The sequence below is a fragment of the Streptomyces sp. CNH189 genome, assembly GCF_000527195.1.
The window spans coordinates 44656-71610 of sequence record NZ_AZUS01000020.1 but is presented as its reverse complement, the minus strand read 5'-3'; the positions used below and the strand labels follow the sequence as shown (position 1 = coordinate 71610).

At 74.1% G+C, this 26955-nt stretch carries 24 protein-coding genes and 1 riboswitch; of the genes, 11 read left to right on the top strand and 13 right to left on the bottom strand.

Annotated elements, in window-relative coordinates:
* Positions 1 to 4: 4 nt before the first annotated feature.
* The 9 genes from cobI to B100_RS0125160 form a co-directional block, all read right to left on the bottom strand.
* Entirely contained in the window at positions 5 to 736 is a 732-nt protein-coding gene (cobI, locus tag B100_RS0125200) for a precorrin-2 C(20)-methyltransferase (protein WP_106967091.1), read from the bottom strand.
* Positions 733 to 2250, bottom strand: coding sequence for a cobyrinic acid a,c-diamide synthase CobB (locus B100_RS0125195; protein ID WP_486585702.1), 1518 nt, complete (start codon positions 2248 to 2250; stop codon positions 733 to 735). Before B100_RS0125195 ends, cobI begins: the two co-directional genes overlap by 4 nt.
* Positions 2244 to 2852, bottom strand: a complete 609-nt coding sequence (cobO, locus tag B100_RS0125190) for a cob(I)yrinic acid a,c-diamide adenosyltransferase (protein ID WP_024887187.1) — start codon at positions 2850 to 2852, stop codon at positions 2244 to 2246. The genes B100_RS0125195 and cobO overlap by 7 nt, the downstream gene beginning before the upstream one ends.
* Positions 2852 to 4837 (bottom strand): putative cobaltochelatase, encoded by a 1986-nt coding sequence (locus B100_RS0125185; protein WP_024887186.1) that lies wholly within the window; start codon positions 4835 to 4837, stop codon positions 2852 to 2854. The genes cobO and B100_RS0125185 overlap by 1 nt, the downstream gene beginning before the upstream one ends.
* On the bottom strand, positions 4834 to 8514 hold the full coding sequence (cobN, locus tag B100_RS0125180) for a cobaltochelatase subunit CobN (protein WP_037723468.1): 3681 nt from the start codon (positions 8512 to 8514) through the stop codon (positions 4834 to 4836). Before cobN ends, B100_RS0125185 begins: the two co-directional genes overlap by 4 nt.
* The gene (locus tag B100_RS0125175) at positions 8511 to 10022 is read right to left on the bottom strand and encodes a cobyric acid synthase (protein WP_024887184.1); all 1512 of its coding nucleotides are present in this window, start codon (positions 10020 to 10022) and stop codon (positions 8511 to 8513) included. The genes cobN and B100_RS0125175 overlap by 4 nt, the downstream gene beginning before the upstream one ends.
* A complete protein-coding gene (locus B100_RS0125170) occupies positions 10019 to 10960 on the bottom strand; it encodes a cobalamin biosynthesis protein (protein WP_024887183.1) in 942 nt (313 codons plus the stop codon). The genes B100_RS0125175 and B100_RS0125170 overlap by 4 nt, the downstream gene beginning before the upstream one ends.
* Before the next feature lie 119 nt (positions 10961 to 11079).
* Positions 11080 to 11198: riboswitch (cobalamin riboswitch) on the bottom strand.
* A gap of 173 nt (positions 11199 to 11371) precedes the next feature.
* Positions 11372 to 11593: a hypothetical protein gene (locus tag B100_RS0125165; protein WP_024887182.1), complete on the bottom strand. Its 222-nt coding sequence runs from the start codon at positions 11591 to 11593 to the stop codon at positions 11372 to 11374.
* A gap of 28 nt (positions 11594 to 11621) precedes the next feature.
* Positions 11622 to 12875 (bottom strand): inorganic phosphate transporter, encoded by a 1254-nt coding sequence (locus tag B100_RS0125160; protein WP_024887181.1) that lies wholly within the window; start codon positions 12873 to 12875, stop codon positions 11622 to 11624.
* A 155-nt stretch (positions 12876 to 13030) separates the two neighbouring features.
* On the opposite strand from B100_RS0125160, the gene B100_RS0125155 reads away from it, so the two are divergent.
* The 3 genes from B100_RS0125155 to B100_RS0125145 all read left to right on the top strand — a co-directional run bounded on the left by B100_RS0125155 (position 13031) and on the right by B100_RS0125145 (position 16599).
* Positions 13031 to 13762, top strand: coding sequence for a class II aldolase/adducin family protein (locus B100_RS0125155; RefSeq protein ID WP_024887180.1), 732 nt, complete (start codon positions 13031 to 13033; stop codon positions 13760 to 13762).
* A gap of 123 nt (positions 13763 to 13885) precedes the next feature.
* Entirely contained in the window at positions 13886 to 15013 is a 1128-nt protein-coding gene (locus tag B100_RS0125150; RefSeq protein WP_024887179.1) for an alpha/beta fold hydrolase, read from the top strand.
* Positions 15014 to 15321: 308 nt separating this feature from the next.
* The gene (locus B100_RS0125145; RefSeq protein WP_024887178.1) at positions 15322 to 16599 is read left to right on the top strand and encodes a hypothetical protein; all 1278 of its coding nucleotides are present in this window, start codon (positions 15322 to 15324) and stop codon (positions 16597 to 16599) included.
* Between the two features lie 493 nt (positions 16600 to 17092).
* Here B100_RS0125145 and B100_RS0125140 read toward each other — a convergent pair whose 3' ends face one another.
* A complete protein-coding gene (locus B100_RS0125140) occupies positions 17093 to 17506 on the bottom strand; it encodes a VOC family protein (protein WP_037723488.1) in 414 nt (137 codons plus the stop codon).
* A 212-nt stretch (positions 17507 to 17718) separates the two neighbouring features.
* Here B100_RS0125140 and B100_RS0125135 point away from each other — a divergent pair, with 212 nt between their 5' ends.
* The 3 genes from B100_RS0125135 (at position 17719) to B100_RS0125125 (ending at position 20832) form a co-directional block, all read left to right on the top strand.
* Positions 17719 to 19317, top strand: a complete 1599-nt coding sequence (locus B100_RS0125135; protein ID WP_024887176.1) for an ABC-F family ATP-binding cassette domain-containing protein — start codon at positions 17719 to 17721, stop codon at positions 19315 to 19317.
* A gap of 383 nt (positions 19318 to 19700) precedes the next feature.
* The gene (locus tag B100_RS0125130; RefSeq protein ID WP_006132657.1) at positions 19701 to 19922 is read left to right on the top strand and encodes a helix-turn-helix domain-containing protein; all 222 of its coding nucleotides are present in this window, start codon (positions 19701 to 19703) and stop codon (positions 19920 to 19922) included.
* 106 nt (positions 19923 to 20028) lie between these two features.
* The gene (locus tag B100_RS0125125; protein ID WP_024887175.1) at positions 20029 to 20832 is read left to right on the top strand and encodes an enoyl-CoA hydratase/isomerase family protein; all 804 of its coding nucleotides are present in this window, start codon (positions 20029 to 20031) and stop codon (positions 20830 to 20832) included.
* Between the two features lie 86 nt (positions 20833 to 20918).
* Here B100_RS0125125 and B100_RS0125120 read toward each other — a convergent pair whose 3' ends face one another.
* Complete coding sequence (locus B100_RS0125120; protein ID WP_024887174.1) at positions 20919 to 21677, bottom strand: hypothetical protein; 759 nt, start codon at positions 21675 to 21677, stop codon at positions 20919 to 20921.
* 86 nt (positions 21678 to 21763) lie between these two features.
* Between B100_RS0125120 and B100_RS0125115 the strand changes: the two genes are divergently transcribed.
* From B100_RS0125115 to amaP, 5 genes are read left to right on the top strand one after another with little or no spacing between them, the layout of a single operon-like run.
* Positions 21764 to 22258 (top strand): Asp23/Gls24 family envelope stress response protein, encoded by a 495-nt coding sequence (locus B100_RS0125115; RefSeq protein WP_024887173.1) that lies wholly within the window; start codon positions 21764 to 21766, stop codon positions 22256 to 22258.
* 25 nt (positions 22259 to 22283) lie between these two features.
* A complete protein-coding gene (locus tag B100_RS0125110; RefSeq protein WP_024887172.1) occupies positions 22284 to 22469 on the top strand; it encodes a hypothetical protein in 186 nt (61 codons plus the stop codon).
* Positions 22466 to 22849: a hypothetical protein gene (locus B100_RS0125105; RefSeq protein ID WP_024887171.1), complete on the top strand. Its 384-nt coding sequence runs from the start codon at positions 22466 to 22468 to the stop codon at positions 22847 to 22849. The genes B100_RS0125110 and B100_RS0125105 overlap by 4 nt, the downstream gene beginning before the upstream one ends.
* On the top strand, positions 22846 to 23472 hold the full coding sequence (locus tag B100_RS0125100) for a DUF6286 domain-containing protein (RefSeq protein WP_024887170.1): 627 nt from the start codon (positions 22846 to 22848) through the stop codon (positions 23470 to 23472). Before B100_RS0125105 ends, B100_RS0125100 begins: the two co-directional genes overlap by 4 nt.
* A gap of 2 nt (positions 23473 to 23474) precedes the next feature.
* The gene (gene amaP / locus B100_RS0125095) at positions 23475 to 24053 is read left to right on the top strand and encodes an alkaline shock response membrane anchor protein AmaP (protein WP_024887169.1); all 579 of its coding nucleotides are present in this window, start codon (positions 23475 to 23477) and stop codon (positions 24051 to 24053) included.
* A gap of 357 nt (positions 24054 to 24410) precedes the next feature.
* On the opposite strand, the gene B100_RS0125090 is transcribed toward amaP, so the two are convergent.
* Together B100_RS0125090 and B100_RS0125085 are read right to left on the bottom strand one after the other, a co-directional pair.
* The gene (locus B100_RS0125090) at positions 24411 to 25166 is read right to left on the bottom strand and encodes an SDR family oxidoreductase (RefSeq protein WP_024887168.1); all 756 of its coding nucleotides are present in this window, start codon (positions 25164 to 25166) and stop codon (positions 24411 to 24413) included.
* Between the two features lie 4 nt (positions 25167 to 25170).
* Positions 25171 to 26952: a glycoside hydrolase family 15 protein gene (locus B100_RS0125085; RefSeq protein ID WP_024887167.1), complete on the bottom strand. Its 1782-nt coding sequence runs from the start codon at positions 26950 to 26952 to the stop codon at positions 25171 to 25173.
* Positions 26953 to 26955 lie beyond the last annotated feature (3 nt).

The following is a 26955-nucleotide window of genomic DNA, read 5'->3' as shown; positions in this document are numbered from 1 at the left end:
CCGCTCACAGCTTCCCGCCCCGTCCGCCCGCGCGCCGCGGCGGTGCGATGAGCGTCGACAGATACGGCAACGGCCGCCCGTCCAGCTCCGCCGCCGGGCGCACCGACTCCTCCGGCAGCCCGAGCGCCGACCCCCATACCGCGTCGTCGAGCCGCCCGGTCTCCCGCAGCGCCTCGGCGACCTCACCGGCCTGCCGCCCGAACTTGTAGGCGACGACGGTGCCGGGCCCGGCAAGAGCCTCCTTGAGCACGGCGCTGCCGGCGGTGACCGGCACCAGCGTCAACGGCTCGGTCCCCTCGGTCAGCACGGCCCCGGACCGGGCGGCGAGATCCTGCATGGCGGTGATCCCCGGCACGGTCTCGACGACCAGCCCCGGCACGAGTGCGCCGGCGGTCTGCGCGAGATAGGTGAACGTCGAGTAGACGTGGGGGTCCCCGATCGTCGCGAACGCCACGGTGCCGCGCTCCCGCAGCAGCCCGGCGACCCGCTCACCGGCCGCGTCCCAGGCCGCCTCCCGCCGCTTCCGGTCGCTCCGCTCGTTCAGCGCGAACACCACCCGGACGACCTTCTCGGCGGGCACGTAGTGCAGCACGGTCGCCTCGGCCCGCCCCCGCTCACCCGTGTCCATCACCGGGACGACGACGACATCGGCGGCCCGCAGCGCGTTGACGCCCTTCACGGTCACCAGCTCCGGGTCCCCGGGCCCGACGCCCACCCCGATCAGTCTGCTGCTCATGACGTCCGGCACCTCTCCACGAACCGACGGGCGACACCGGGCTCGGACGCCCAGTGGGTGTGCAGATAACTGGCGTGCACGTTCTTCTCGACGAACCCCTCGACCCGCCGCTCGGGCACCCTCAGCCCCCACGCGGGGGAGGCCCCGGCCCCCGGCTCGACGACCGTCCGATGGAACTCGTGCCCCCGCATCCGCGTCCCGGCCGCGGCCAGCACACTGTCGCTGACGGCCACGGCATCCCGGTACCCGAGCGTCAGCCGCTCCGACATCCGCGCGGAGGCGTCCAGCACCCCGCACATCGGCAACCCGTCCAACTCCCGGCACAGGTAAAGCAACCCGGCACACTCAGCGGCGACGGGACCCCCGCTCGCGGCAAGCTCGCCAATCTGCGTGCGCAGCGCCTCGTTGGCGGACAACTCGGAGGCATACACCTCGGGAAACCCACCCCCGATGACCACCCCGGAGGTCCCCCCGGGCAACGCCTCGTCCCGCAGCGGATCAAAGGTGACGACCTCCGCCCCGGCGGCGGTCAACAACTCGGCATGCTCGGCATAGGAAAAGGAGAACGCGGCCCCACCGGCGAGGGCGATGACGGGTTCTTTCAGCCCGTTCGGCGTTTGAGGACGAGCGCCAAGGTCCGCCCCTCCCAGCCCGTCCGGCGCTTGAGGACGAGGCCCGCCAGGGCCGACAGGGGGGCCTGGGGGCGCAGCCCCCAGGGACGGGGAGGGAAGGGGCGGCGGGGGCGAAGAAACCAGGGCAGCACCCGCATCCCAGGCCGCACACGCCAAGGGCCCCGCACCGCGAGCCAAGGCGACAAGCCCTTCGAGATCACACCCGCCGGCGACAAGCGCCCCCATCGCAGCAACAGCCTCGACAGCCAAGTCCCCCCGCTCAGCCGCAGGCACAAGCCCAAGATGCCGAGACGGAGTCTCAACCCCCGCCCCCCGCCGCAACACCCCCATCACAGGAACCCCGGTCGCCTCCAACGCCTCCCGCAGCACAGCCTCATGCCGATCCGAAGCCACCTTGTTGAGGATCACACCCCCGACCCGGACCTCCGGATCGAAGCTCACGAACCCATGCACCAGCGCCGCCACCGACCGCGCCTGCGCCGACGCGTCGACGACCAGCACCACCGGCGCCCGCAACACCTTCGCCACCTGCGCGGTGGACGCCAGCTCACCCTCCCCCGACGCCCCGTCGAACAGCCCCATCACGCCCTCGACGACGGCGATGTCACACCCTCGCGCCCCGTGCGCGAACAACGGAGCCACCAGCTCGACCCCGCACAAGTACGCATCGAGGTTCCGCCCCACCCGCCCGGTGGCGAGCGCGTGATACCCGGGATCGATGTAGTCCGGCCCCACCTTGTGAGGCGACACGGCCATCCCGCGTGCCGACAACGCGGCCATCAACCCCGTGGCGACGGTGGTCTTCCCGCTCCCCGACGAGGGCGCGGCGACGACCAGCCGCGGGACGGAGCGGTCGGACCCGACGGCGGCCCCCGTCACCACTCGATCCCCCTCTGCCCCTTCTGCCCGACGTCCATCGGATGCTTCACCTTGGACATGTCGGTCACCAGATCGGCGAGGTCGACGAGCTCAGCCGGCGCGTTGCGCCCCGTGATCACGACATGCTGCGTCCCCGGCCGCTCCCGCAGCACGGACACCACCTCGGCCGTCTCCACCCACCCCCAGTGCATCGGGTAGGCGAACTCGTCGAGCACGTACAGCCGGTACGTCTCGGCGGCCAGGTCCCGCTTGACCTGCTCCCAGCCCTCGCGGGCCTTCTCCTCGTTGCTGACGTTGTCCCCCTGCAGCTCGCGCTGCACCCAGGACCAGCCCTCGCCCATCTTGTGCCAGGCGACGGACCCGCCCTCACCGGAGTCACCGAGCACCCGCAGCGCCCGCTCCTCGCCGACCTTCCACTTCGCCGACTTGACGAACTGGAACACCCCGATCGGCCACCCCTGGTTCCAGGCGCGCAGCGCCAGCCCGAACGCGGCCGTCGACTTGCCCTTCCCCACCCCGGTGTGGACGACGACCAGCGGACGGTTCCGCCGCTGCCGCGTCGTCAGACCGTCGTCCGGCACGACACTCGGCTGCCCCTTCGGCATCAGGCGGCCCTCCTCTGCACGTCCTTGACCAGCCCGGCGATCGAGTCGGCCCGCAGCTCGTCGAGCGTCACGGCGGTTCCGCCCAGCTCACCGGCGAGCCGCCCGGCCAGCCCGAGCCGTACCGGCCCCGACTCGCAGTCCACGACCACCGAGGCGACGCCCTCCGCCGCGAACAGCCGAGCCGCCCGCGACGCCAGCGCGACGGGTTCCGGCCCACCGGTCGCCCGCCCGTCGGTCACCACCACGACCAGCGGCCTGCGCGCCGGATCCCGCAGCCGCTCCACCCGCAGCACGTCGTGCGCCTTGAGCAGCCCCGCGGCCAGCGGGGTGCGCCCGCCGGTCGGCAGCGACTCCAGGCGGGCCGCCGCCGCGTCCACCGACGAGGTGGGCGGCAGGGCGACGTCGGCCGCCGACCCCCGGAAGGTCACCAGCCCCACCTTGTCCCGCCGCTGGTAGGCGTCCAGCAGCAGCGACAGCACGGCGCCCTTCACGGCGCTCATCCGCTGCCGTGCGGCCATCGATCCGGAGGCGTCCACGACGAACAGCACGAGGTTACCCTCGCGCCCCTCCCGGGTTGCCTGCCGCAGATCGTCACGGCGCACCACCAGCCCGCGCCCCGACCGTCCCCGGGCCCGCTGGTGCGGGGCGGCGGCCCGCACCGTGGCGGCCAGGTGCAGCGTGGTCAGCGTGCCCTCGGGCCGGCGCGCACCCGTCGTCCGCCCGTGCTCGGTACGGGCCCGCGACCGCCGCCCGGCGGCCCCCTCACCGATCCCGGGAACGCTCAGCACCTTGGTGCGGAAGGGCTCCGCGGCCCGCGCGGGGGACCGCTCCCCGCCCCCACCGGGCGCGGGCTCACCCTCACCGCCCCCGGGCCGGGCGCCGGTGTCGTCGCCCGCGGGCCCCTCGTCCGGCTCCGGCTGCCCACCGCCCCCACCGGGACCATCGCCGTCCCCGTCCGGGCCGGGACCGTCGTCGCCCCCGAACTCCTCCAACGTCTCGTCCAGCTTCTCCTCGTCCAGCCCCGGCGCGTCGAACGGGTTGCGCCGCCGCCGATGGGGGAGGGCCAGCAGCGCCGCCTGCCGCACGTCCTCCGCCAGCACCTCCGTCCGCCCGGCCCACGCCGCCAGCGCGGTCGCCGTGCGCGCCATCACGATGTCGGCCCGCATGCCGTCGACCTCGAACGCCGCACAGGTCGCCGCGATCTGCCGCAGCGCCCCGTCGCCCAGCCGCACCGACGGCAGCAGTTCCCGCGCGGCGAGGATCCGCTGCCGTACGGCGGCCTCCTCGTCGGCCCAGCGCGCCGCGAAGCCGGCCGGATCGTCGTCGTACGCCAGCCGCCGCCGCACGACCTCGACCCGCTGGTCCGGCTCCCGGGAGGCCGCGACCTCGACGGTCAGGCCGAACCGGTCCAGCAGCTGCGGCCGCAGCTCGCCCTCCTCGGGATTCATCGTCCCGACCAGCAGGAACCGCGCCGCGTGCCGCACGGACACGCCCTCCCGCTCCACGTACGAGGCGCCCATCGCCGCCGCGTCCAGCAGCAGGTCGACCAGGTGGTCATGGAGGAGATTCACCTCGTCCACGTACAAAATGCCCCGGTGCGCGGCGGCCAGCAGACCGGGTTCGAACGCCTTCACGCCCTCCGCCAGCGCCCGCTCGATGTCGAGCGCACCCACCAGCCGGTCCTCGGAGGCGCCGACGGGCAGCTCGACCATCCGCGCGGGACGCGAAGCGCCGACCGTGCCCTCGTGCGGCCCGTCCGGGCACCCCGGGTCGGGTGCGACCGGGTCGCAGGAGAACCGGCAGCCCGGCACCACCGCGACCTCCGGCAGCAGCGCGGTGAGCGCCCGCACGGCGGTCGACTTGGCGGTGCCCTTCTCGCCGCGCACCAGCACACCGCCGACGGACGGGGACACCGCGTTCAGCAGCAGCGCGAGCCGCAGGTCGTCCTGGCCCACGACGGCCGTGAAAGGAAAGGGGGTGGTCACTGGTCGTCGCCCTCCGAGTCGCCTTCGAGGTCGCCCTCGAGTTCCAGGTAGGTGGCGCGCAGCCGCTCCAGCGTGCCGGCGTCGGGCTCCGTCCACAGCCCGCGCTCCGCCGCCTCCAGCAAACGCTCCGTGATGCCCCGCAGCGCCCACGGGTTGGACTGCTTCATGAACTCCCGGTTCTCCGGCGAGAACACGTACTCCGCGCTGAGCTTCTCGTACATCCAGTCGTCCACGACGCCGGCCGTGGCGTCGTAGCCGAACAGGTAGTCCACGGTCGCCGCCATCTCGAAGGCGCCCTTGTAGCCGTGTCTGCGCATCGCCGCCATCCAGCGCGGGTTGACCACCCGCGCCCGGAACACCCGGTGCGTCTCCTCGCCCAGCGTGCGCGTCCTCACCTGGTCCGGGGTCGCCGAGTCACCCACATACGCCTCGGGGCTCTCGCCCGTCAGGTGCCGGACCATGGCGACCATGCCGCCGTGGTACTGGAAGTAGTCGTCCGCGTCGACGAGATCGTGCTCACGGGTGTCGACGTTCTTCGCCGCCACCGCGATCCGCCTGAACGCCGTCTCCATGTCGCCGCGCGCCGCCCGCCCGTCGAGCCCGCGCCCGTAGGCGTAGCCGCCCCACACCGCGTACACCTCCGCGAGGTCGGCGTCGGAGCGCCAGTTCCGGGCGTCGATCAGCGGCAGCAGCCCCGCCCCGTACGCCCCCGGCTTGGAGCCGAAGACGCGCGCGGTGGCCCGCCGCCGGTCACCGTGCGCGGCGGCGTCCTCCTCCACGTGCGCCCGTACGTAGTTGGACCCGGCCGACTCGTCCAGCTCGGCCACCGCCCGCACGGCGTCGTCGATCAGCCCCACGACGTGGGGGAACGCGTCCCGGAAGAATCCGGAGATGCGGACCGTGACGTCGACGCGGGGCCGGCCCAGCTCCTCCAGGGGCACGATCTCGAAGCCGGTCACGCGGCGGGACGCGTCGTCCCACACCGGACGGCAGCCCAGCAGCGCCAGGATCTCGGCGATGTCGTCACCCTGCGTGCGCATCGCGGACGTGCCCCACACCGTCAGGCCGACGGACCGCGGGTACGCGCCCGTGTCCTCCAGGTACCGCCGGACCAGAGAGTCCGCCAGCGACTGCCCGACCTCCCAACTCAGCCGCGACGGGATGGCCTTGGGGTCGACCGAGTAGAAGTTCCGGCCGGTCGGCAGCACGTTGACCAGCCCGCGCGTGGGCGAGCCGGAGGGACCCGCCGGGACGTACCCGCCGTCCAGCGCGTGCAGGATGTGCCCGATCTCGTCCGTCGTCCGGGCCAGCCGGGGCACGACCTCCTCGCACGCGAACCGCAACACGGCCACCGCGTCCGCGAGTTCCGTGCCCAGCACGTTCCGCACCAGCCCCGGCACGGTGCCGGCCGCCCAGTCCCGCTCCTCCATGCCCTCCGCGAGCCGTCGGCACAGCTGCTCGAGGAGGTCGATCGCGTCGGCGGCCGTACGCGACGGGCCGTCCACCAGGTCCGTCAGCTCCGCGGGCGCCTTCACCGGCGCGCCCGGCTCGGCCAGCAGGTCCTTCTCCACCATCCCGAAGTGTGCGGCGAGGCAGGCCCGCAGACCAGGCAGGGCGTTGGCCCGCCCGCCCCACACCTGCGAGGCGCGCAGCACCGCCAGCACCAGGTTCACCCGCGGCTCACCGACCGGTCCGCCGCCGAGGATGTGCAGGCCGTCGCGGATCTGCACGTCCTTGATCTCGCACAGGTAGCCGTCGATGTGCATGACGAACTCGTCGAACGCGTCGTCGTCCGGCTGGTCGTCGACATGCAGGTCGTGGTGCAGCTCGGCGGCCTTCACCAGCGTCCAGATCTGCGCCCGCACGGCCGGGGCCTTCGCCGGGTCCAGGTCGGAGACCAGCGCGTACTCGTCGAGCAGCTGCTCCAGCTTGGCGAGGTCGCCGTAGGTGTCGGCGCGGGCCATCGGCGGCACCAGGTGGTCGACGACCGTGGCGTGCCCGCGCCGCTTGGCCTGGGTGCCCTCGCCGGGGTCGTTCACGATGAACGGGTAGACCAGCGGCAGGTCGCCCAGCACCGCGTCCGGCGCACACCCGGCGCCCAGCCCGAGGCCCTTGCCGGGCAGCCACTCCATCGTGCCGTGCTTGCCCATGTGGACGATCGCGTCGGTGCCGAAGCCCCCCTCCGACGGTGCGGCCTCCAGCCAGCGGTAGGCGGCCAGGTAGTGGTGGGACGGCGGCATGTCCGGGTCGTGGTAGATGGCGATCGGGTTCTCCCCGAAGCCACGCGGCGGCTGGATCATCACCACGACGTTCCCGAACTGGAGGGACGCCAGCACGATGTCGTCCCCGTCGACGTACAGCGATCCCGGCGGCTCACCCCACGCCTCGGTCATCGCCTCCCTCACCTCCGGGACCAGCGACGCGAACCAGGCCCGGTAGTCAGCCAGTGGCACACGCGCGGGCGCGGCGGCCAACTGCTCCTCCGTCAGCCACTCCACGTCGTGCCCGCCGGCCGCGATCAGCCGGTGGATCAGCTCGTCGCCCTCGGACGGGTGCCCGTCGACGGCGTACCCGGCGTCCCGCAGCGCGTCCAGCACCCGCACGGCCGACGCGGGCGTGTCCAGGCCCACCGCGTTGCCGACACGCGAGTGTTTCGTCGGGTACGCGGTGAAGACCAACGCCAGCTTCTTCTCCGCGTTCGGCTTGTGGCGCAGGGCCGCGTGCCGTACGGCGATCCCGGCGACCCTCCCGGCCCGCTCGGGGTCGGCGACGTACACCGGCACGTCGTCCGGGCCCTGCTCCTTGAAGGAGAACGGGACGGTGATCAGCCGCCCGTCGAACTCGGGGATGGCGACCTGCATGGCCGCGTCCATGGGGGAGAGGGCCGCGTCGGACTCCTCCCAGGCCCCGCGCGAGGTCGTGAGGCACAGCCCCTGCAGCACCGGCACGTCCAGCTCGGCGAGCGCGCCGACGTCCCAGGCTTCCTCCTCACCGCCCGCCGACGCCTGCGAGGCGTGGGTGCCGCCGGCCGCGAGCACCGTGGCGACCAGCGCGTCCGCCCGGCCCAGCAGCTCGTACAGCGCCGGGTCGGCGCCGCGCAGCGAACCGCAGTACACGGGCAGCGCGTTGGCGCCGCGTGCCTCGATCGCGTCGCACAGGGTGTCCACGAAGGCGGTGTTGCCGCTGAGTTCGTGCGCGCGGTAGAAGAGCACGCCCACGGTCGGACGTCCCGGCTCCACCGCTCGCGAGCCGTGCACGCCGAACTCCGGCATGCTGCGCGGCTGTTCGAACCCCTCGCCGGTCAGGAGCACCGTGTCCGAGAGGAACCGGGCCAGCTCCGCGAGGTTCTCCGGGCCGCCTTCGACGAGGTACCGCAGCGCCTCGGCCACCACGCCCGCCGGGACGCTCGACTCGGCCATCAGCTCCGCGTCCGGCACGGTCTCCCCGCCGAGCAGCACCGTGGGGATGCCGGACGCCTCGAGCGCGGCCAGCCCGTCCTCCCAGGCGCGCTTGCCGCCCAGCAGCCGCACCACGGCCAGGTCGGCGCCGTCGAGCAGTGCGGGCAGTTCGTCCGCGACGTCCACGCGGGTGGGGTTGCCGATCCGGTAGGTGGCGCCGGAGGCGCGGGCCGCCAGCAGGTCCGTGTCGGCGGTCGACAACAACAACACAGTGCTCATGCGGGCGCTCCCGGGGGGATGAAGGGCAGTCCTCGTGGCGCGCCGGACTCGATGAGCCGCCACAGCGCGTCGGTGTCCGCGTGCTGTTCGATCAGGTCGCCGAGCCGGTCGAGCTGCTCCTCGCGCAGCGCGGCGAAGGAGGTGTCGGGGGCCGGCACGAAACGGCGGCCCGCGCGGGCGGCCACCGCGCGCAGGAAGGCCCGTCGGAAATCGTCCGACTCGAGCGCCCCGTGCCAGTGCGTGCCCCAGGTGCCGCCGACCCGGCAGCCGTCCAGGAAGGCTTCGCCTCCCAGTACTTCGGCGACCCCGTGATGGATCTCGTAGCCCTCGACGCGTTCCCCGAGGGCCTCGCCGACCGGGCGCGCCAGGGTCTTCTCGCGGGCGAACCGCACCCGCACCGGCAGGACGCCGAGCCCGTCCACCTGGCCCGCGCGGCTCTCCACGTCGTCCTCGATGTGCTCGCCGAGCAGCTGGAAGCCGCCGCAGACGCCCAGCAGCGGCCGGCCCTCGGCTGCCCGCCGCACCAGCGCGTCCGCCAGCCCGCGCTCCCGCAGCCAGCGCAGCGCCTTCACGGTCCCGCGGGTGCCGGGCACGACCACGAGGTCGGCGTCGGCGAGTTCGTCCGGCCGGTCCACGAACCGCACCACGACGCCCGGTTCGGCGGCCAGCGCGTCCACGTCCGTGAAGTTCGACATCAGCGGCACCGCGCACACGGCGACCCGCAGCACCTCCTCGCCGGCCGGCGCGGCCACCGCGGACTCCCGCACGGCGCCCCGGAGCGACACGCGGAGGCCGTCCTCCTCGTCGATGCCGAGCCCGTGCCGGAACGGCAGCACGCCGTAGGTGCGCCGCCCGGTCAGGCCGTGCAGCATCTCCAGGCCCGGCTCCAGCAGGGAGACGTCCCCGCGGAACTTGTTGACCAGGAACCCGGCGACCAGCTCCTGGTCCTCCGGGGAGAGCAGGGCGACCGTGCCGAAGAAGGACGCGAACACGCCACCCCGGTCGATGTCCCCGACGACGAGGACCGGCAGCCCGGCGTTGCGGGCGATGCCCATGTTCACGATGTCGGTGCGCCGCAGATTGATCTCGGCCGGGCTCCCGGCGCCCTCGCAGATCACCGCGTCGTACTCGCTCCGCAGCCGCTCCAGGCAATCGAGGACCGTGCCGAGGAGGCGCTCCTGACGGCCGCCGTGGTAGCCGCGGGCGCTCATCTCGCCGACCGGGCGGCCCATCAGCACGACCTGGCTGGACCGCTCGCCCCCCGGCTTCAGCAGCACCGGGTTCATCAGCGCCGTCGGTTCCACCCGGCACGCCTGGGCCTGCATGGCCTGGGCCCGCCCGATCTCGGCGCCCTCACGCGTGACGAACGAGTTGAGCGACATGTTCTGCGCCTTGAACGGCGCGACCTTCACCCCTTGGCGCACCAGCCACCGGCAGATCCCGGCGGTGACCACGCTCTTGCCGGCGTCCGAGGTGGTTCCGGCGACCAGCAGTCCGCCCCCGCTCACTTCGCACGTCCCTTCAGGACGCGCCGCGCGGCCACCCCGGCCGCGAGCGCCAGCCAGCCGACCCGCCGTGACAGGCGCACCGCCCGGTCGATGTCGGTGACGGCGACGGGACGCCCGCCGCCGTTGAGGACGGGCCGGTGCTCGACCCGGCCGCCGTAGGAGAGGGTGCCGCCGAGCCGTACGCCGAGCGCGCCCGCGAAGGACGCCTCCACGGGGCCGGCGTTGGGGCTCGGATGCTTCGCGGCGTCCGCGCGCCAGGCTTGTACCGCCCCGCGCGGGTCCGGCCCGGACAAGGCGGCGAGTACGGCCGTCAGGCGTGCCCCCGGCCACCCGGCGACGTCGTCCAGGCGGGCCGACGCCCAGCCGTAACGGCGGTAGCGGGGCGACTTGTGACCCACCATCGCGTCCAGGGTGTTGACGGCCCGGAAGCCCACCAGACCCGGCACCCCGGCGACCGCGCCCCATACGAGGGCGCCCACGACGGCGTCGGAGGTGTTCTCGGCGACGGACTCCACCACGGCGCGGGCGATCCCGTCGGCGTCCAGGGCCTGCGGGTCCCGGCCGCACAGGTGCGGCAGCCGCTCCCGGGCCGCCTCGACGTCACCGGACTCCAGCGCCCGCCCGACGGCACGCGCCTCCCGGGCCAGCGAGGTGCCGCCGACGACGGCCCAGGTGGCGACGCCGGTCAGGGCGACGGAGGCGGCGGGACTACGGCGTACGGTGCGGGCGGCCAGGCTCGAGAGCGCGACGGCGCCGCCGACGCACACGGCGGTGTGCACGGCCCCGCGGCCCCGGTCGTCCCACCACAGCACCCGCTCCACGGCAGCCGCGGCCCGCCCGAAAGCGGCGACCGGATGCCCGCGGCGGGGATCGCCGAGGAGCAGGTCGCCCAGGAGGCCGGCAGCGGCGCCGTACGCGAACACGCGATCGGCACCCATGGGTTCAGCCGGTGACGGATCCGGAGGGAACGGCCCCGGAGGGGGGCGGGGAGTCGCTGATCGACCTCGACAGGCAGCCGCGCATGGCGATATGTCCTCACTCAGGGTGTCCGCGCCCTGGTTCGACGAGACCGGCGGCGAGAGTTCCTGGCTCCCGGGGTGGGCACCCCGGTGACAGTGGCGGGACCGCGCCGGATTCGCACCGGCTTCCTCTCCTGCCGCCGTGTTGGCGGAGGCAGTCCACCACGCCCCCGGAAGGGCCGTCAACTTGCCTTTGACCTGCGGGGCTCAAGTGTGCTGAGGCCCACAGAGGGGCTCACGTGGGTGAACGGCGGCGGAGCCGGGCACGCGGAAGCGGGCGGGACGGAAGCCGGTGCTCCCGTCCCGCCCGCCGCCGCGCGCCGCCTGTGATCAGGCCATGATCAGGTAGATGCCGTAGCCCACCGCCGCCGCGCACGCGGCGAAACAGGCGTAGGCGCCGGTGACCGCGAGGGCCGAGGACCGGCCCTCGGCGGTGGCCCGCTCGCGGCGGGACAGGCCGGAGATGCCGAGGGTGAACAGGGCCACCAGGGCCACGGTGATCACGAGGCTGACGCCGAAGACGGAGCCGAGGGCCGCCCAGTCGATTGTCATGGTGCTTCTTCCTTCGTGCCGGGCGCGGTCAGACGGTGGTGGCGGCCGACGGGGCCTGCGGGTCGGTGGCCGCGGGGGCGGGGATGGTGGCCGAGAGCTCCTCGGCCGCCGGGTTCGCCGGCGGCGGGGTCACCGCCGCGATGGCCTGCGTCACCACACCGGGGGGCTCCTCGGCGGGGGCGTCGTGGTCGTTGACGTTGGTGTGGTCGACGACCTCGCGCCGGGAGATCTTCCAGATGGCCGCGCTGGAGGCGATGAGGAAGACGGCCACGACGGCGGTGCCCCAGTCGCCGAAGCCGCACACCCACTCGGCGAGCGCCGCGACGACGGCGGCCGCCGGCAGCGTCAGGCCCCAGGCGACGAACATCCGGGTGGCCGTGGACCAGCGGACCACACCGCCCTTGCGGCCCAGGCCCGCGCCCATCACGGCACCGGAGACGGAGTGCGTCGTCGACAGCGAGAAGCCCAGGTGCGAGGAGGCCAGGATGACTGTCGCGGCGCTGGTCTGGGCGGCGAAGCCCTGCTGCGGCCGGAGGTCGGTCAGGCCCTTGCCCATGGTGCGGATGATGCGCCAGCCGCCCAGGTAGGTGCCGAGCGCGATGGCGATGCCCGCGGAGAGGATGACCCACACGGGCGGGTCGGAGTCGGGGGCGACGGCGCCGCCGGCGACCAGGGCGAGCGTGATGATGCCCATCGTCTTCTGGGCGTCGTTGGTGCCATGGGCCAGGGAGACCAGGCCGGCGGAGGCGATCTGCCCGGCGCGGTAGCCCTTCTCGGAGGCCTTGCCGTCGATGTTCCGGCCCATCCGGTAGGTGAGCCGGGTGGCCAGCAGCGCGGCGACGCCGGCCACCACCGGGGCGGCGATCGCGGGGATGAGGACCTTGGTGACCAGCACGTCGCCGTGGACCGCGCCGAAGCCGGCGGAGGCGACCGTGGCGCCGATCAGACCGCCCATGAGGGCGTGCGACGAGCTGGACGGCAGGCCGACCAGCCAGGTGAGGAGGTTCCAGAGGATCGCGCCGACCAACGCGGCGAAGATGACCTCGGGACGGATGCCGGCCTCGTCGACGAGGCCCTTGGAGATCGTGTTCGCGACCTCCACCGAGAGAAATGCGCCGACAAGGTTCAGCACGGCGGACATGGCCACCGCGACCTTGGGCTTGAGCGCACCGGTCGAAATGGTCGTTGCCATCGCGTTCGCGGTGTCGTGGAAACCGTTCGTGAAATCGAACGCGAGTGCGGTTACCACCACAATCGCGAGGATCAGCGAGAAGCTTTCCATTTACCCAGGCAATCGTTCGAGGTCATTGGCTGGTCGAACGTAGGTAACCAGGGTGAACGGAAGATGAACTGGAATGGGCATCGTGGTGACCGTAAGAGGGGGTCGGTGCTCCGCCGGACAGCCCAGGCCGCAAGGGCTCCTGGCAGGATCGCCGCATGGCTGAACAGGGCCCGCGCGAGCGGGAAACGGAAGGCGCCGTGAGTGGCGCCCGGGACACGGGGGGTCCGCGCGCCGGACGGGCGGGCGAGGAGACGGCGCGGGCCTGGGCGGAGGTGGTGGGGACCGCCCGCCGGACCGTCGCCGACGGGCTCGTCGTGGGGACCTCCGGCAACGTCTCGGTGCGGGTCGGCGACACCGTCCTGGTGACACCCTCGGGGGTGCCGTACGACCGGCTCCGGCCGGCCGACGTGACCGGCGTGGACCTCACCGGCCGGCAGGTGCTCGGCACCCTGGTCCCGACCAGCGAGCTGCCCCTGCACCTGGCCGTGTACCGCGAGACCGACGCGCGCGCCGTGGTGCACACCCACGCCGTGCACGCGACCGCCGTCTCCACCCTCGTCGACGAGCTGCCGCCGATCCACTACATGACCGCCGCCCTCGGCGGCCCCGTCCGGGTGGCCCGCTACGCCGCCTACGGCACCCCCGAGCTGGCCGCGCACACCCTGCGCGCCCTGGAGGGCCGCACCGGCTGCCTGCTGCGCAACCACGGCACCCTCACCTACGGCGCGACCCTCGACCAGGCCTACGACCGCGCCGCCCAGCTGGAATGGATGTGCCGGGTGTGGCTGACCGCCTCCTCGGTGCCGGGACTGTCCCCCAGCCTGCTGAGCGCCGGACAGCTGGCGGAGGCGGGGGAGCGCCTGCGGGGGTACGGGCAGCGGGGGTGACCGGGCGGTCACGGAGCTACGGCGGCGGGGCGGCGGGCCGAGGCCGCGAGCGGCCGGGCCGGTGCCGTTGTCCGGGGCACCGCCCACTGGCCGCGTCCGCGTTCGGCCCCGACACTGGGAGGCGTGCGCACTGTCAGAGCGACGGCCGCTGCCGTCACCGCCGTGATAGGGGCCGGCGCCGCCGCTGTGGCCGCCGGCCGGTTCGCCAGCGACGCTGCCCTGAGGATCCCCTCGGGCAAGCCCCTGCCCACCGAGCCCGGACTCACCGTCCACGCCACCGCCGCGGGCCAGGTCACCCTCACCCGTGACCTGGCCGCGCTGCGGCCCGGCCGCCACGGCCTGGTCGGCCGCGGCTTCCACGCGGTGGTGGGACCCGTGCTGTCCGTCGCCTCCAACCCCGCCGACACCGTCGTACGGCGTCTGGAACGCGTCACCTACGGCACACCGGAACCCGGCGACCGGGCCAGGTTCACGCCGAACGTGTACGTCGGCGACCCGGGGACCGCGCTCGGCGTCGACCACACCGTTGTCGACGTGCCGGGCGAACTCGGGCTCCTGCCCGCGTGGTTCGTGAACGGCGCCCGGGACACCTGGGTGATCGCCGTGCACGGCCTCGGCGCCACCCGGGAACACACCCTGAACGTCCTCCAGGCCCTGCGCCGCAACCAGTTCCCGGTGCTCGCCCCCGCCTACCGGGGCGACCCGGACGCGCCCCGTTCCCCCGACGGGCTCAACCACCTCGGCGAGACCGAGTGGCGCGATCTCGACGCCGTGATGCGGCATGCGGTGGACTCCGGCGCCCGCCGGGTGGTCCTCTACGGCTGGTCCACGGGCGCGACCATGGCGCTGCGCGCCGCCGCCCGCTCCGAGGTCCGCGACCGGGTCGCCGGCCTGATCCTGGACTCCCCGGTGCTCGACTGGGAATCCACCCTGCGCGCCCTCGCCCACGCCCACCGCACCCCCGGCGCGCTGCTGCCGCTCGCGGTCCGCGCCGCCCAGGGCCGCACCGGCCTGTACGGGGACCACCGGCCCGGCGCCCTCCACCTGGACGGCATCGCGGTCCCGACGCACATCTTCCACGGCCCCGACGACACGGTGGCGCCCTGGCGGTTCTCCCGCCGGCTCGCCGCCGCCCATCCGAACACCGTCACCCTGCAGACCGTCAGGGGCGCCTCGCACGCCGCCATGTGGAACGCCGACCCGGACACGTACGAGGAGTCGCTGCGGAGGTTCCTCACCCCCTTGATGTGAGGGCCGCACGGGGGCGGTGCGGAGGATTCCGTTTAGCGTCGTACCAGTGGCTTGATCGGGCCCCTCCGGCCCCGTCCGGGCCCGGAGGGTGACCGGCCCCGCGGCCCCCGCCGGCATTCCGTTTGGGCTTTCGGTCCGTCACCAGGAAGACTGCACCCGTGACGTCCCGTATCCCGCGCGACTCCAGGCTTCGACTCGTCCGTCCGCGACCCCTGGCCGGCGCCCCCGCAGCGATCGAGCAGCGGCGCGCCCGCCGCCCCGCGCCCCGCCCCCCGGAGGGCACGCCCGCACCGGCCGAGCTGGCCGGAATGGCTCGCTCCGTGCTGGCCGCGGCCGCCCGTGTGGCCCGCTGGGCCGACCGCGCCCTCGGCCCCGGCGGCGACAGCGCCACCGCCGACGGCAAGGCCACCCTGTCCGACGCGACCGCCCGGCGGGCGGCCGAGGCCCTCGGACTGACCGCCGATCAGGTCCGTGCCGACTGGGACACCGCCCGGCTGGCCGGCCTCATCGAGGTGCACGGCGACAGCGCCCGCCCCGGGTGGCGGCTGCGCGCCTGGGACCGCGACGACAGCGCCGTGCTGCGCGGCTGGGTCGCCCTCTGCGACGCCTGGTCGCTCGCCTGCCCCGAACCGGGGGAGCACGAGCCGGCCGCCGTCGCCGAGGTCGTGACGGCCATGCCGCAGGTGCTGTCCTTCCTGCAGCTGTCCGCCGGGCCCGTGCCCCTGCCCCAGTTGCTCGACCTGCTGGAGCAGCGCGTCACCGAACTGCGCACCGAGCGCTGCGAGGTCGACTACGGGCCCCGGCCCGGAGCGCCCGCCGCCGCCCCGGAGCCCCGGCCCGCGCCCGCCGAGCCGCCCGCCGCCGACGCCCCGCTCGAACCTCTGCTGGACTGGGCGCTGCGCGCCCTCGCCTCCGTCGGCGCCCTGACCTACGGCGACGGACAGGCCACCCTCACGCCGCTCGGCAGCTGGGCGGTGTGGGTCAAGCTGGAGCAGATCTGCGTCGCCGCGCAGAGTCCCGCCGGCAACATCGAGCAGGGCGCCGAGGACATGCTGCGCGGGTGCGCGCGGCTGCGCCCGGCCGCCGCCCGCGCCGAGTACCGCGCCTGGCTGGCCGCCCGGCCGGTCGGCAGCGCCGTCACCGAGCTGATCGCCGCCGCACGGGGCGAGGACGCCCTGCTGCGCGGGCTCGCCTTCGAGGCGCTGCGGGTGGTCGGCGCGCCCGCCGAGCCCGAGGTGCGCGCCGTGCTCGACGAACCCGCGCTGCGGCCGTACGCCCTGTTGTGGCTGGCCGAGCACGACGGCGTCGACCCCGAGGACGCGCACGAGGTGCTCACCCGCGAGGAGGCGACGTGGCTGTGGGTGGACACGGCGGCGGCGGTCGCCGACCACGGTGAGGCTCCGCTGCTGGTGCGGCACCTGGAGACCGCCGTCCAGCCCACGGTGCCGTCCCTCCTCGACGAGGTCCGCGCGGTGGGCCACCCCCGCACGGTCCAGGTATTGGTCGCCCTGGCCGCCGCCCACCCGGACCCTGCCTTCGCGAAGGCACTCCGCAGAGCGGCCTTCCAGGTCCACACAGGCGGCTGACCGTCCGCCCCGCCGCGCGAGCCCACGCGGTGCAGCGGCGGAGGCACCGTCCTGTACGGGCCGCCGGCCCGCCGCCCGCACGCCTCCGGCTCCCGTCGGCGCCCGCACACGTCCGGCTCCCGTCCCCGCCCGCCGCGGGCGCGGCGCCGAGCCGCCCACGGCCACCGGGGGGCCGGGGGCTGTCGTACGCCGGGTGCGGGCCGCCGGGGGCCGCTCGCGCAGTTCCCCGCGCCCCTGAACCCGCCGACGGCGGGCAGTCGTGCCTCTCCCTGCGCCTCAAGGGCCTGGGAGGTACCCGAGGGCGATGGGGGAGGGGGGACGCAGCGGCACCCCTACGACGGGCGCGCCGCCCCACACGGCCCGGCACCACCCCGGCCCAGGCGCGCCCCGGGCACCAGTGCCCCGGTGCCCACGAGGCGCCCCGTCCCACGCACGGTGCCCCAAGGCACCCGCCCGCGGACGACGCGAAGGGCGACGCCCCCGTCCCGTCGGCCTACGCGCCCGCCTCCGGCGCGTACGTGCCGAAGCTCCACACGTTCCCCTCCAGATCACGAGCCATGTAGTCCCGCGACCCGTAGTCCTGGTCCGTAGGCGGCATCAGCACCTCCACCCCCTGTTCGACCGCCCGCCGATGATGGGCGTCGACGTCCTCCACCACGACGTACACCCCCGCCGGCCCCGCACCCTTCATCGCCGTGTCGAACACCCCGCCGCGCCCCGTGGAGCCCAGCATCACCACGCCGTTGCCCTGGGCCAGTTCGGCGTGCATCACCGTGCCGTCCTCGCCCTCGTACACCGACAGCTCGGTGAATCCGAAGGCCTCCGTCAGCTGCCGGACCGCGGCCTTCGCGTTTTTGTACAACAGCGTCGGAACGACGCTCGGACGCGTGCTGCCCGTGCCTGCCATGGCGATCACTTCCTCGTGTCCGGAGTGCACCGGGATGCCGTCGTCGCCCAGTGTGGCACCGGTCACCGACGGCCGCCGGGGAAGAACCGCGCGCGGAAAAGAGGTTGCACCGCCCCGTTAGAATGGCTCGCATGGCCATTCTCCTCGCGCATTAGACGGCGGGAACGTCCTCAGCCGCCCACCGCCACCCACACCTGCCCTGGAGTCTGTCCGTGATCTCCGCCTCCGGCATCGAGCTGCGCGCCGGTGCCCGCGTCCTCATCGAAAGCGCCACCTTCCGCGTCGCCAAGGGCGACCGCATCGGCCTGGTCGGCCGAAACGGCGCGGGCAAGACCACCCTCACCAAGGTCCTCGCCGGCCAGGGCATCCCCGCCGGCGGCACCGTCACCCGCTCCGGCGAGGTCGGCTACCTCCCGCAGGACCCCCGCACCGGCGACCTCGACGTCCTCGCCCGCGACCGCATCCTCTCCGCCCGCGGCCTCGACGTACTGATCCGCAAGATGCGGGAGAACGAGCAGCGCATCGCCAACGGCCAGGGGGCCACCCGGGAGAAGGCGCTGAAGCAGTACGAGCGCCAGGAGACCGAGTTCCTCACCAAGGGCGGGTACGCCGCCGAGGCCGAGGCCGCCACGATCGCCGCCGCGCTGAACCTCCCCGACCGGGTGCTCGGCCAGCCGCTGCACACCCTCTCCGGCGGTCAGCGCCGCCGCGTCGAGCTCGCCCGCATCCTGTTCTCCGACGCGGACACCCTGCTCCTCGACGAGCCGACGAACCACCTCGACGCCGACTCGATCGTCTGGCTGCGCGACTACCTCAAGACCTACCGCGGCGGCTTCATCGTGATCTCCCACGACGTCGACCTGGTCGAGACGGTCGTCAACAAGGTGTTCTACCTGGACGCCAACCGCGCTCAGATCGACGTCTACAACATGGGCTGGAAGCTCTACCAGCAGCAGCGCGAGGCGGACGAGAAGCGCCGTAGGCGCGAGCGGCAGAACGCCGAGAAGAAGGCGGCCGCGCTGCACTCGCAGGCCGACAAGATGCGCGCCAAGGCCACCAAGACCGTCGCCGCGCAGAACATGGCCCGCAGGGCGGACAAGCTGCTGTCCGGCCTGGAGGCCGAGCGGAAGTCCGACAAGGTCGCCAAGCTGCGCTTCCCCGAGCCGTCCCCGTGCGGCAAGACCCCGCTCATGGCGGAGGGACTGTCGAAGTCCTACGGCTCGCTGGAGATCTTCACCGACGTCGACCTGGCCATCGACAAGGGCTCCCGCGTCGTCATCCTCGGCCTCAACGGCGCGGGCAAGACCACCCTGCTCCGCCTCCTCGGCGGCGCCGAGAAGCCCGACACCGGCCGGGTCATCGAGGGCCACGGCCTCAAGCTCGGCTACTACGCGCAGGAGCACGAGACCCTCGACCCGGACCGCACGGTGCTGGAGAACATGCGCTCCGCGGCGCCCGACATGGACCTCGTCGAGGTCCGCAAGGTGCTCGGCTCGTTCCTGTTCTCCGGCGACGACGTCGACAAGCCGGCCGGAGTCCTCTCCGGCGGCGAGAAGACCCGGCTCGCCCTGGCGACCCTCGTGGTCTCCTCGGCGAACGTGCTGCTGCTCGACGAGCCCACCAACAACCTCGACCCGGCCAGCCGCGAGGAGATCCTCGGCGCCCTGCGCACCTACAAGGGCGCGGTCGTCCTCGTCACCCACGACGAGGGCGCCGTCGAGGCGCTCCAGCCGGAGCGGATCATCCTGCTGCCGGACGGCGTCGAGGACCTGTGGGGCTCCGACTACGCGGACCTCGTGGCCCTCGCCTGACGGTCGGCGCGGGCGGCGGGGCCGGACAGGACCGTCATCCGTGCGTGATCGAATGCGTGATCCACTGTGTATGGATCATTCGGCCCATCGGTGATCCATCAATCGTGTGAGATCTCCTCACCCCGAGGTGTGTCCTACACGGATTTCGCGGCCGGACCCCCGCAGAACCGGGGTCCGGCCGTCGCCCCTTTCTGACCTGGCACTTCTCGGAGAAACCCGATCGGCGGTCGCGGAAAAGTCCTTTGGAATTCCTCATTCCGGATGTGGGGACGCGCTCCCGTCGTCACAAGCTTGTCTCATCGACCTTGCCGAATGGGTGGCCATCGGGCCCGGGAGGGGTGATCATGAGGAGACCAGAGCGCACTTCCCATGAGGAGGCACGGGTGGCCGAGACTCTGAAGAAGGGCAGCCGGGTGACCGGCGCCGCGCGCGACAAGCTCGCGGCAGACCTGAAGAAGAAGTACGACGCCGGTGCGAGCATCCGGGCGTTGGCCGAGGAGACCGGCCGCTCGTATGGCTTCGTGCACCGCATGCTGAGTGAGTCGGGCGTCACGCTCCGAGGGCGTGGCGGGGCGACACGGGGCAAGAAGTCTCCGTCGGCCTGACCCGGGGCGCCCCGCAGACCCGATGGTGACCACCCGGTCGGCCGACTGACCGGCCGGGTGGTTACTGTGCAGTCACTTAGACGACCGCACCCATCGGAGGCGCCCCATGGCTTCGTCCCCCCAGGACCTCGGTCCGGTACTCGACAAGGACGGCGTACGGCTCACCGTCGACGACGCGATCGCCACGGTGACGCTGACCAACCCGGCCAAGCGCAACGCGCAGAGCCCCGCTCTGTGGCGCGCGCTGACCGAGGCGGGTCGGCTGCTGCCCGGCTCCGTCCGGGTCGTGGTGCTGCGCGGGGAGGGCAAGTCGTTCTCCGCCGGACTCGACCGGCAGATGCTCTCTCCCGAGGGCATCCCGGGTGAGCCGTCGTTCATCGACCTCGCGCGCAGTGACGACGCCGCGCTGGACGCCGCCATCGCCGGTTACCAGGAGGCGTTCACCTGGTGGCGGCGCAACGACCTGGTGACCGTCGCCGCCGTCCAGGGACATGCCATCGGGGCCGGGTTCCAGTTGGCCCTCGCCTGCGACCTGCGGGTCGTCGCGGACGACGTGCAGTTCGCCATGCGGGAGACCAGCCTCGGCCTGGTGCCCGACCTGACCGGCACCCACCCCCTGGTCGGCCTCGTGGGGTACGCCCGCGCGCTGGAGATCTGCGCGACCGGGCGCTTCGTCACGGCCGAGGAGTCGGTGAACATCGGCCTGGCCAACCTCGCCGTGCCCGCAGCCGACCTCGACGCCGCCGTCCAGGACCTGGCCGCGGCGCTGCTGGCCGCGCCCCGCGACGCCGTGATCGAGACGAAGGCCCTGCTGCGCGGCGCCCAGACCCGCACCTACGACGACCAGCGCGCCGCCGAGCGCGCCGCCCAGGCCCGCCGTCTGCGCGACCTGGCCGGCCTCGGCGAATAGCGAGCGGCGAACCGGCCGAGGCGGCGGAGCGGAGTCCTCCGGGGGCTCCTCCCCGCCGCCGCGTGCGCGAGCGCCGCGGCGGCCGGTCAGTCGAGGTCGGTGACCAGCACGGCCACCGTCGGCCGGTCCGGCAGCGACGCCGCCACGGCCGCGCGTACCGCCCGCGCGACCTCCAGGGGGCGGAACTCCGCCCCGACCGCGAGGTCCACGCGCGCGTGCCGCCGGGGCAGGGCGTCGCCCCCGGACGCAGGCTCGCTCAGCCGCACCGGCCGGCCCCAGGTGCCCGTCAGCCGGCTCACCCCCGGCACGGCGAGCACCGCCGCCGCGACCCGGTCCGTCTCCGCGTCACCCGCACGGCCCACACCGTCCGTCCCGGCCGTGTCCGACCGGTCCGCGGGCGCATCGGAGGCGTCGGAAGCGGACGGCGGCGGCAGGTCCGGCTCCGTGTCCAGCAGTTCCGTCACCCGCAGATCCACCTCCTCGACCGCGAGCCCCAGGCGTTCCGCCGCGGCCACCGCCAGTGCCGTGCGCAGACGGGACGCCGTCTCCGGGAGCGGCCACGCCGCCGTGGCCGCGAACTCCGCCGTCAGCCGCAGCGGGCCCGGCGGCAGCGCGCTCGGCGGGGCCGGTACGGCGGGCTCCGGGGCCACCTCCAAGTCGTCGGCGAGCCCCAGCCGCAGCCCGTCCACGCGCACCTCCGGCACCTCCCGTTCCACCGTGCGCCGCAACGCCGCACCGGCAGCCCCCTCCGCGATCCACGCGCCGTCGTGCCGCCCGCCCAGCGGCAGGATCCTGCCCAGCCCCACCTGCTGTCGCACCATCCGCGTCCACCGGTCCGCCGTCATTCCTCCAGCCTGCCGTATGTCTGGCGCGAATCGGGGCAAGCGCGCATACGGTGGTCGAAGGAGGACGACCGAAGGGATGTATGGCGATGACCGACATGACCGAAGGCGGCTCGGTACGGGCTCCTGACAACGAGAAGACCCTGGGTGACTCCGGCTCGCGCCGGGGCCAGGGCACACGGCGCGGCGGCGGCGCCCCCGCCGACCGGGGCCGCACGACCATCGCCGACGGCGTGGTGGAGAAGATCGCCGGGCTGGCCGCGCGGGACGTCGTGGGCGTGCACACCATGGGCAGCGGGATCTCCCGCACCTTCGGCGCCATGCGCGACCGGGTGCCCGGCGGGTCGAAGTCCGCGACGCGCGGCGTGAAGGCCGAGGTCGGCGAGGTGCAGACCGCGCTCGACCTGGAGATCGTCGTCGACTACGGCGTGTCCATCGCCGACGTCGCCAAGGACGTACGGGAGAACGTGATCGCGGCCGTCGAGCGGATGACCGGCCTCGAGGTGGTGGAGGTCAACATCGCGGTGAGCGATGTGAAACTGCCCGACGAGGAGGACGACGAGCCGGAGTCCCGACTGCAGTGAGACACGCTGAGCGGAGGAGCACAGCATGAGGATGGCCGTGGTCGGCATGATCGCCGGCATGGCGTTGGGTTTCGCCGGATACTTCGGCGGGTTCGGGGCCTTCCTGCTCGTGGCGGCCCTGGGCGCGGTGGGCTTCGTCGTCGGCAGGCTGCTCGAAGGGGACCTGGAACTGGGCGACTTCTTCCGTTCCCGTGACGAACGCCGGCGGTGACGGCGGTGGGCACGGAGGTGGCCGAGCAGGCCGGGGACCCGCGGACCGTCCTCCCGGGGGAACGCGGGGAGACCACGATCGCCGACCGGGTGGTCGCGAAGATCGCCTCCCAGGCTGCCCGTGAAGCCGTCGGCGCGCTGCCGCCGGACGCCGCGCCGCCGCACGCGAGCGTGGTCGTCCGCCACGGCAGCGCCCGGGTCCGGGTGCACGTCGAACTCGACTACCCCGGCGACATCGGCGGCCGGTGCGCGAGCGTGCGGCGGCAGGTGGTCGAACGGGTGCGCGCCCTGGCGGACATGGCCGTGCCGGAGGTCGTCGTCCAGGTGGAACGGCTGCACCTCGCCGTACGGCCCGAAGCAGTCGGCGGGAGGACACCATGACCGGACCCCCGGGCGCCACTGCGGACACGGCGCCCCCGCCCGCCGAGAGCGGCGCGACCACGGGCCCCGTCCCCGGCGGCCATCGGCGCTTCTGGTCGGCCCGCCGGATCCCCGCGGGCCTGCTGGCGCTGGTGATCCTGGTGATCGCGGGCGCCTTCCTGTACGACGTCGTCGCGGTGCGCGCCGACCGGGCCGGGATGAGCTGGCGCCGTGAGCTCGCCCGGCAACTGGCCGAACGTCCGCTGGACGACGTCTGGGTGCTGACCGGCGCCGCGGTCGCCGCCGCGCTCGGCCTGTGGCTGCTGGTGCTCGCGGTCACGCCCGGCCTGCGCTCGCTGCTGCCGATGCGCCGCACGCACCCCGACGTCCGCGCCGGACTGGACCGGGAGGCCGCCGCCACCGTGCTGCGGGACCGGTGCCTGGAGGTGGCCGGCGTGCAGTCGGCCCGGGTCACCGTGAAGCGACGGAAGACGGACGTCCACGCGGTGTCGCACTTCCGCGACCTCGACGACGTACGGGCCGATCTGACCGCGGTGCTGGACGGGGCGCTGCGAGGGCTGGGCCTGGCCCGGCCGTCCACCCTGTCGCTGCGGGTGCGGCGGCCCGGCCGGAAGGGACGGTAACCGTGATCAAGGGTGTCAACCGTGTGCTGCTCGCGCTGGTGGGGCTGGTGCTGATCGCCCTCGGCGGGTCGGTGCTGGCGATCGGGCTGGGCGCGCCCGCGCCGTCCTGGTGGCTGCACGACGGGCGGCACGACGTGCTGCTCGACGACTCCGAGCGGACCCGCTGGCGGGACCAGGGCTGGTGGTGGCCGGTGGTGATCGCCGTACTCGCGGTGCTGGTGCTGCTCTGCCTGTGGTGGCTGGTCGCGGTTCTGCGCAGGCGGAGGACGGGCGAGATCCTCGTCGACAGCGGAGACGGCGAGGGCGCGGCGCTGCGCGGCCGGGCACTGGAACAGGCGCTCGCCGAGGAGGCGAACCGGCAGGACGGTGTCGCCCAGGCCCGCGTCACGCTGACCGGTCGGCACGGTGGGCCGCGGGCCCGGATGGTCCTGCTCCTGGAACCCCACGTCGACCCCGGTACGGCCTTGGACACCCTGACCACCGGCGCCCTCACCCACGCCCGCGACTCCACGGGCCTGGCAACCCTCCCGACCGAGGTCCACCTCCGAGCGGAAAAGCACCGCCCGGAACGAGTCACCTGACGTCACCGTCCCGTGCGCCACGTGCCGGTCGCCCACGATGCGGCACCCACCACCCCGATCACCGGGCGCCGCCCCGGCGGCGCCGCCTCCGGTCGACGCACCGCGCCGGCCGCCGCGCAGCGAAGCCGCCGTCCCGCTCGGCGGCATGTTCCGGCCTCCGGCCGTGCTGTCGAGGAGGTTTCCCGAACCGAAGGCCGTCCACCGCGGGGTGCCGCGTAGGCCGCAACCCTGCTCGGCCCGGCCCTCACTGCCGGGCAGTGCCCGGTCTCCGGCCGTGCCGTCCCGTTCCGGCACGGCTGGGCCGATTCACGGACGCGCGACCGGTCCCGCCGCGAGAGTTCCCCGGGCAGGCCGGGGTCAGAAGCCGTGGCGGGAGCCGCCGTCGACGGGGAGCATCACGCCCGTGATGTACGACGCCGCCGGGGAGAGGAGGAACGCCGCCGTGCGGCCGAACTCCTCCGGGGTGCCGTAGCGGCGCAGCGGGATGCGGGACTCGACCGCTTGGCGGGTGGCCTCCGGGTCGGCGGACAGGGAGTCCAGCTCGCGGACCCGGTCGGTGTCGACGCGGCCGGGCAGCAGGCCCACGACGCGGACGCCACGCGGGCCCAGTTCGTCCGCGAGGGACTTGGCGAGCCCGGCGAGCCCCGGCCGCAGCCCGTTGGAGATGGTGAGCCCCGGGATCGGCTCGTGCACCGAACCGGACAGCACGAAGCCGATCACGCCGCCCTCGCCCAGCTCCCCGGCCGCCGCGCGGGCCAGCCGCACCGCGCCGAGGAACACCGACTCGAACGCCGACTGCCACTGCTCGTCGGTGGTGTCGGCGACGAACCCCGGCGGCGGCCCGCCCACGCTGACGAGGACGCCGTCGAAGCGGCCGAACCGCTCCCGCGCGGTGGCGATCAGCCGATCGGCGGCCCCGGGGTCGGCGTTGTCGACGGCCACCCCGGCCGCGTCCGGCCCCAGCGCGGACGCGGCCTCGGCGACCGCGTCCTCCTTCCGCCCGGTGACGACCACCTTCGCGCCCTCGGCGAGAAGCGCCCGCGCGGAGGCGTTGCCCAGTCCGCGGGTGGCCCCGGTGACGACGAACACCCGGTCCTTCAGTCCAAGATCCATGGCCCTATCCTGCCCTCTCGTCCCCGAACAGGGCGAGGGCGCTGTTCACCAGTCCGATGTGGCTGAACGCCTGCGGGAAGTTGCCGAGGAGCTGCCCGCTCGCCGTGTCGTACTCCTCCGCCAGCAGCCCCACGTCGTTGGCCAGCCCCAGCAGCCGTTCGAACAGCTCGCGGGCCTCGTCGGTCCTGCCCGTCATGTGCAGGGCGTCCACCAGCCAGAACGCGCACGCCAGGAAGGTGCCCTCCTGCCCGGGCAGCCCGTCGAGTTCGGTGGCGTCCGGGGTGTAGCGGCGTACGAGACCGTCCTGGCCGAGCTCCCCCTGGATCGCGTCGACGGTGCCGAGCACCCGGGGGTCGTCGGGAGGCAGGAAGCCGGCCCGGGGGATCAGCAGCAGCGCCGCGTCGAGTTCACGCGAGCCGTAGGACTGCGTGAACGTGTTGCGCACCGGGTCGTAGCCCTTCTCGCACACCTCGCGGTGCACCTCGTCACGCAGCGCGCGCCAGCCGTCCAGATCGCCGTCGAGGTCCGGGAACGTCTCCATCCCCCGCACCATGCGGTCGGCGGCCACCCACACCATCACCTTGGAGTGCACGAAGTGGCGCCGGCCGCCGCGCACCTCCCACAGCCCCTCGTCCGGCTGACGCCAGGCCGTGCGCAGGAAGTTCAGCAGCACCGACTGCAGGGCCCACACGTCCGGCCTCCCGGACAGCCCCGAACGCCGGGCCAGCGCGAGCGAGTCCACGACCTCCCCGTACACGTCCAGCTGGAGCTGCTTCACGGCGTCGTTGCCGACCCGTACGGGCGCGGCGCCGTTGAAGCCCGACAGCCACGGCAGTTCGAACTCCGGCAGCCGCCGCTCGCCCGCCAGCCCGTACATGATCTGCAGGTCCGCCGGGTCGCCCGCCACCGCGCGGAGCAGCCAGTCGCGCCACGCCTCCGCCTCCTCCTGGTAGCCGGCCGCCAGCAGCGCGCTCAGGGTCAGCGTGGAGTCCCGCAGCCAGCAGAAGCGGTAGTCCCAGTTCCGTACCCCGCCCGGCTCCTCCGGCAGGGAGGTGGTGGGCGCGGCGACGATGCCGCCGGTGGGACGGTAGGTGAGCGCCTTCAGCGTGATCAGGGACCGCACCACCATGTCCCGGTGCGGCCCCCGGTAGCGGCACCGGGCCGCCCACGCCTGCCAGTCCTTCAGGCTGTGCCGCAGCGAGGCGTACGGGTCGACCAGCGCGGGCCGCGGCTCGTGCGAGGGGTGCCAGGTGAGCACGAAGGCGACCCGCTCGCCCTCCCTCACCGTGAACTCCGAGTGGGTGCCCAGGTCCTCGCCCCAGGTGTGCACCTCCGGCACGCTGCGCAGCCACGCCGAGTCGGGCCCGGCCACGGCCACCCGGTGCCCGTCGGCCCGGCGCACCCACGGCACCACCGACCCGTAGTCGAACCGCAGCCGCAGCGTGCTGCGCACGGTCACCTCACCGCTGAGCCCCTGCACGATCCGCACCAGGTCCGGCGCCCGGTGCCGCTGCGGCATCAGGTCCGTCACCTGCACGGCGCCGTCGGGCGTCTCCCACACCGTGTCCAGGATCAGGCTGTCCTCGCGGTAGGCGCGGCGCGCGCACCGCTCCTGCCCCGGCGGGGCGATGCGCCAGTGCCCGTTGCTCTCGTCACCGAGCAGCCGCGCGAAGCAGGCCGCCGAGTCGAAGCGGGGCAGACAGAGCCAGTCGACCGACCCGTCGGTGCCCACCAGGGCAGCGGTCTGCTCGTCGCCGATGAGCGCGTAGTCCTCGATACGGTGCACGGG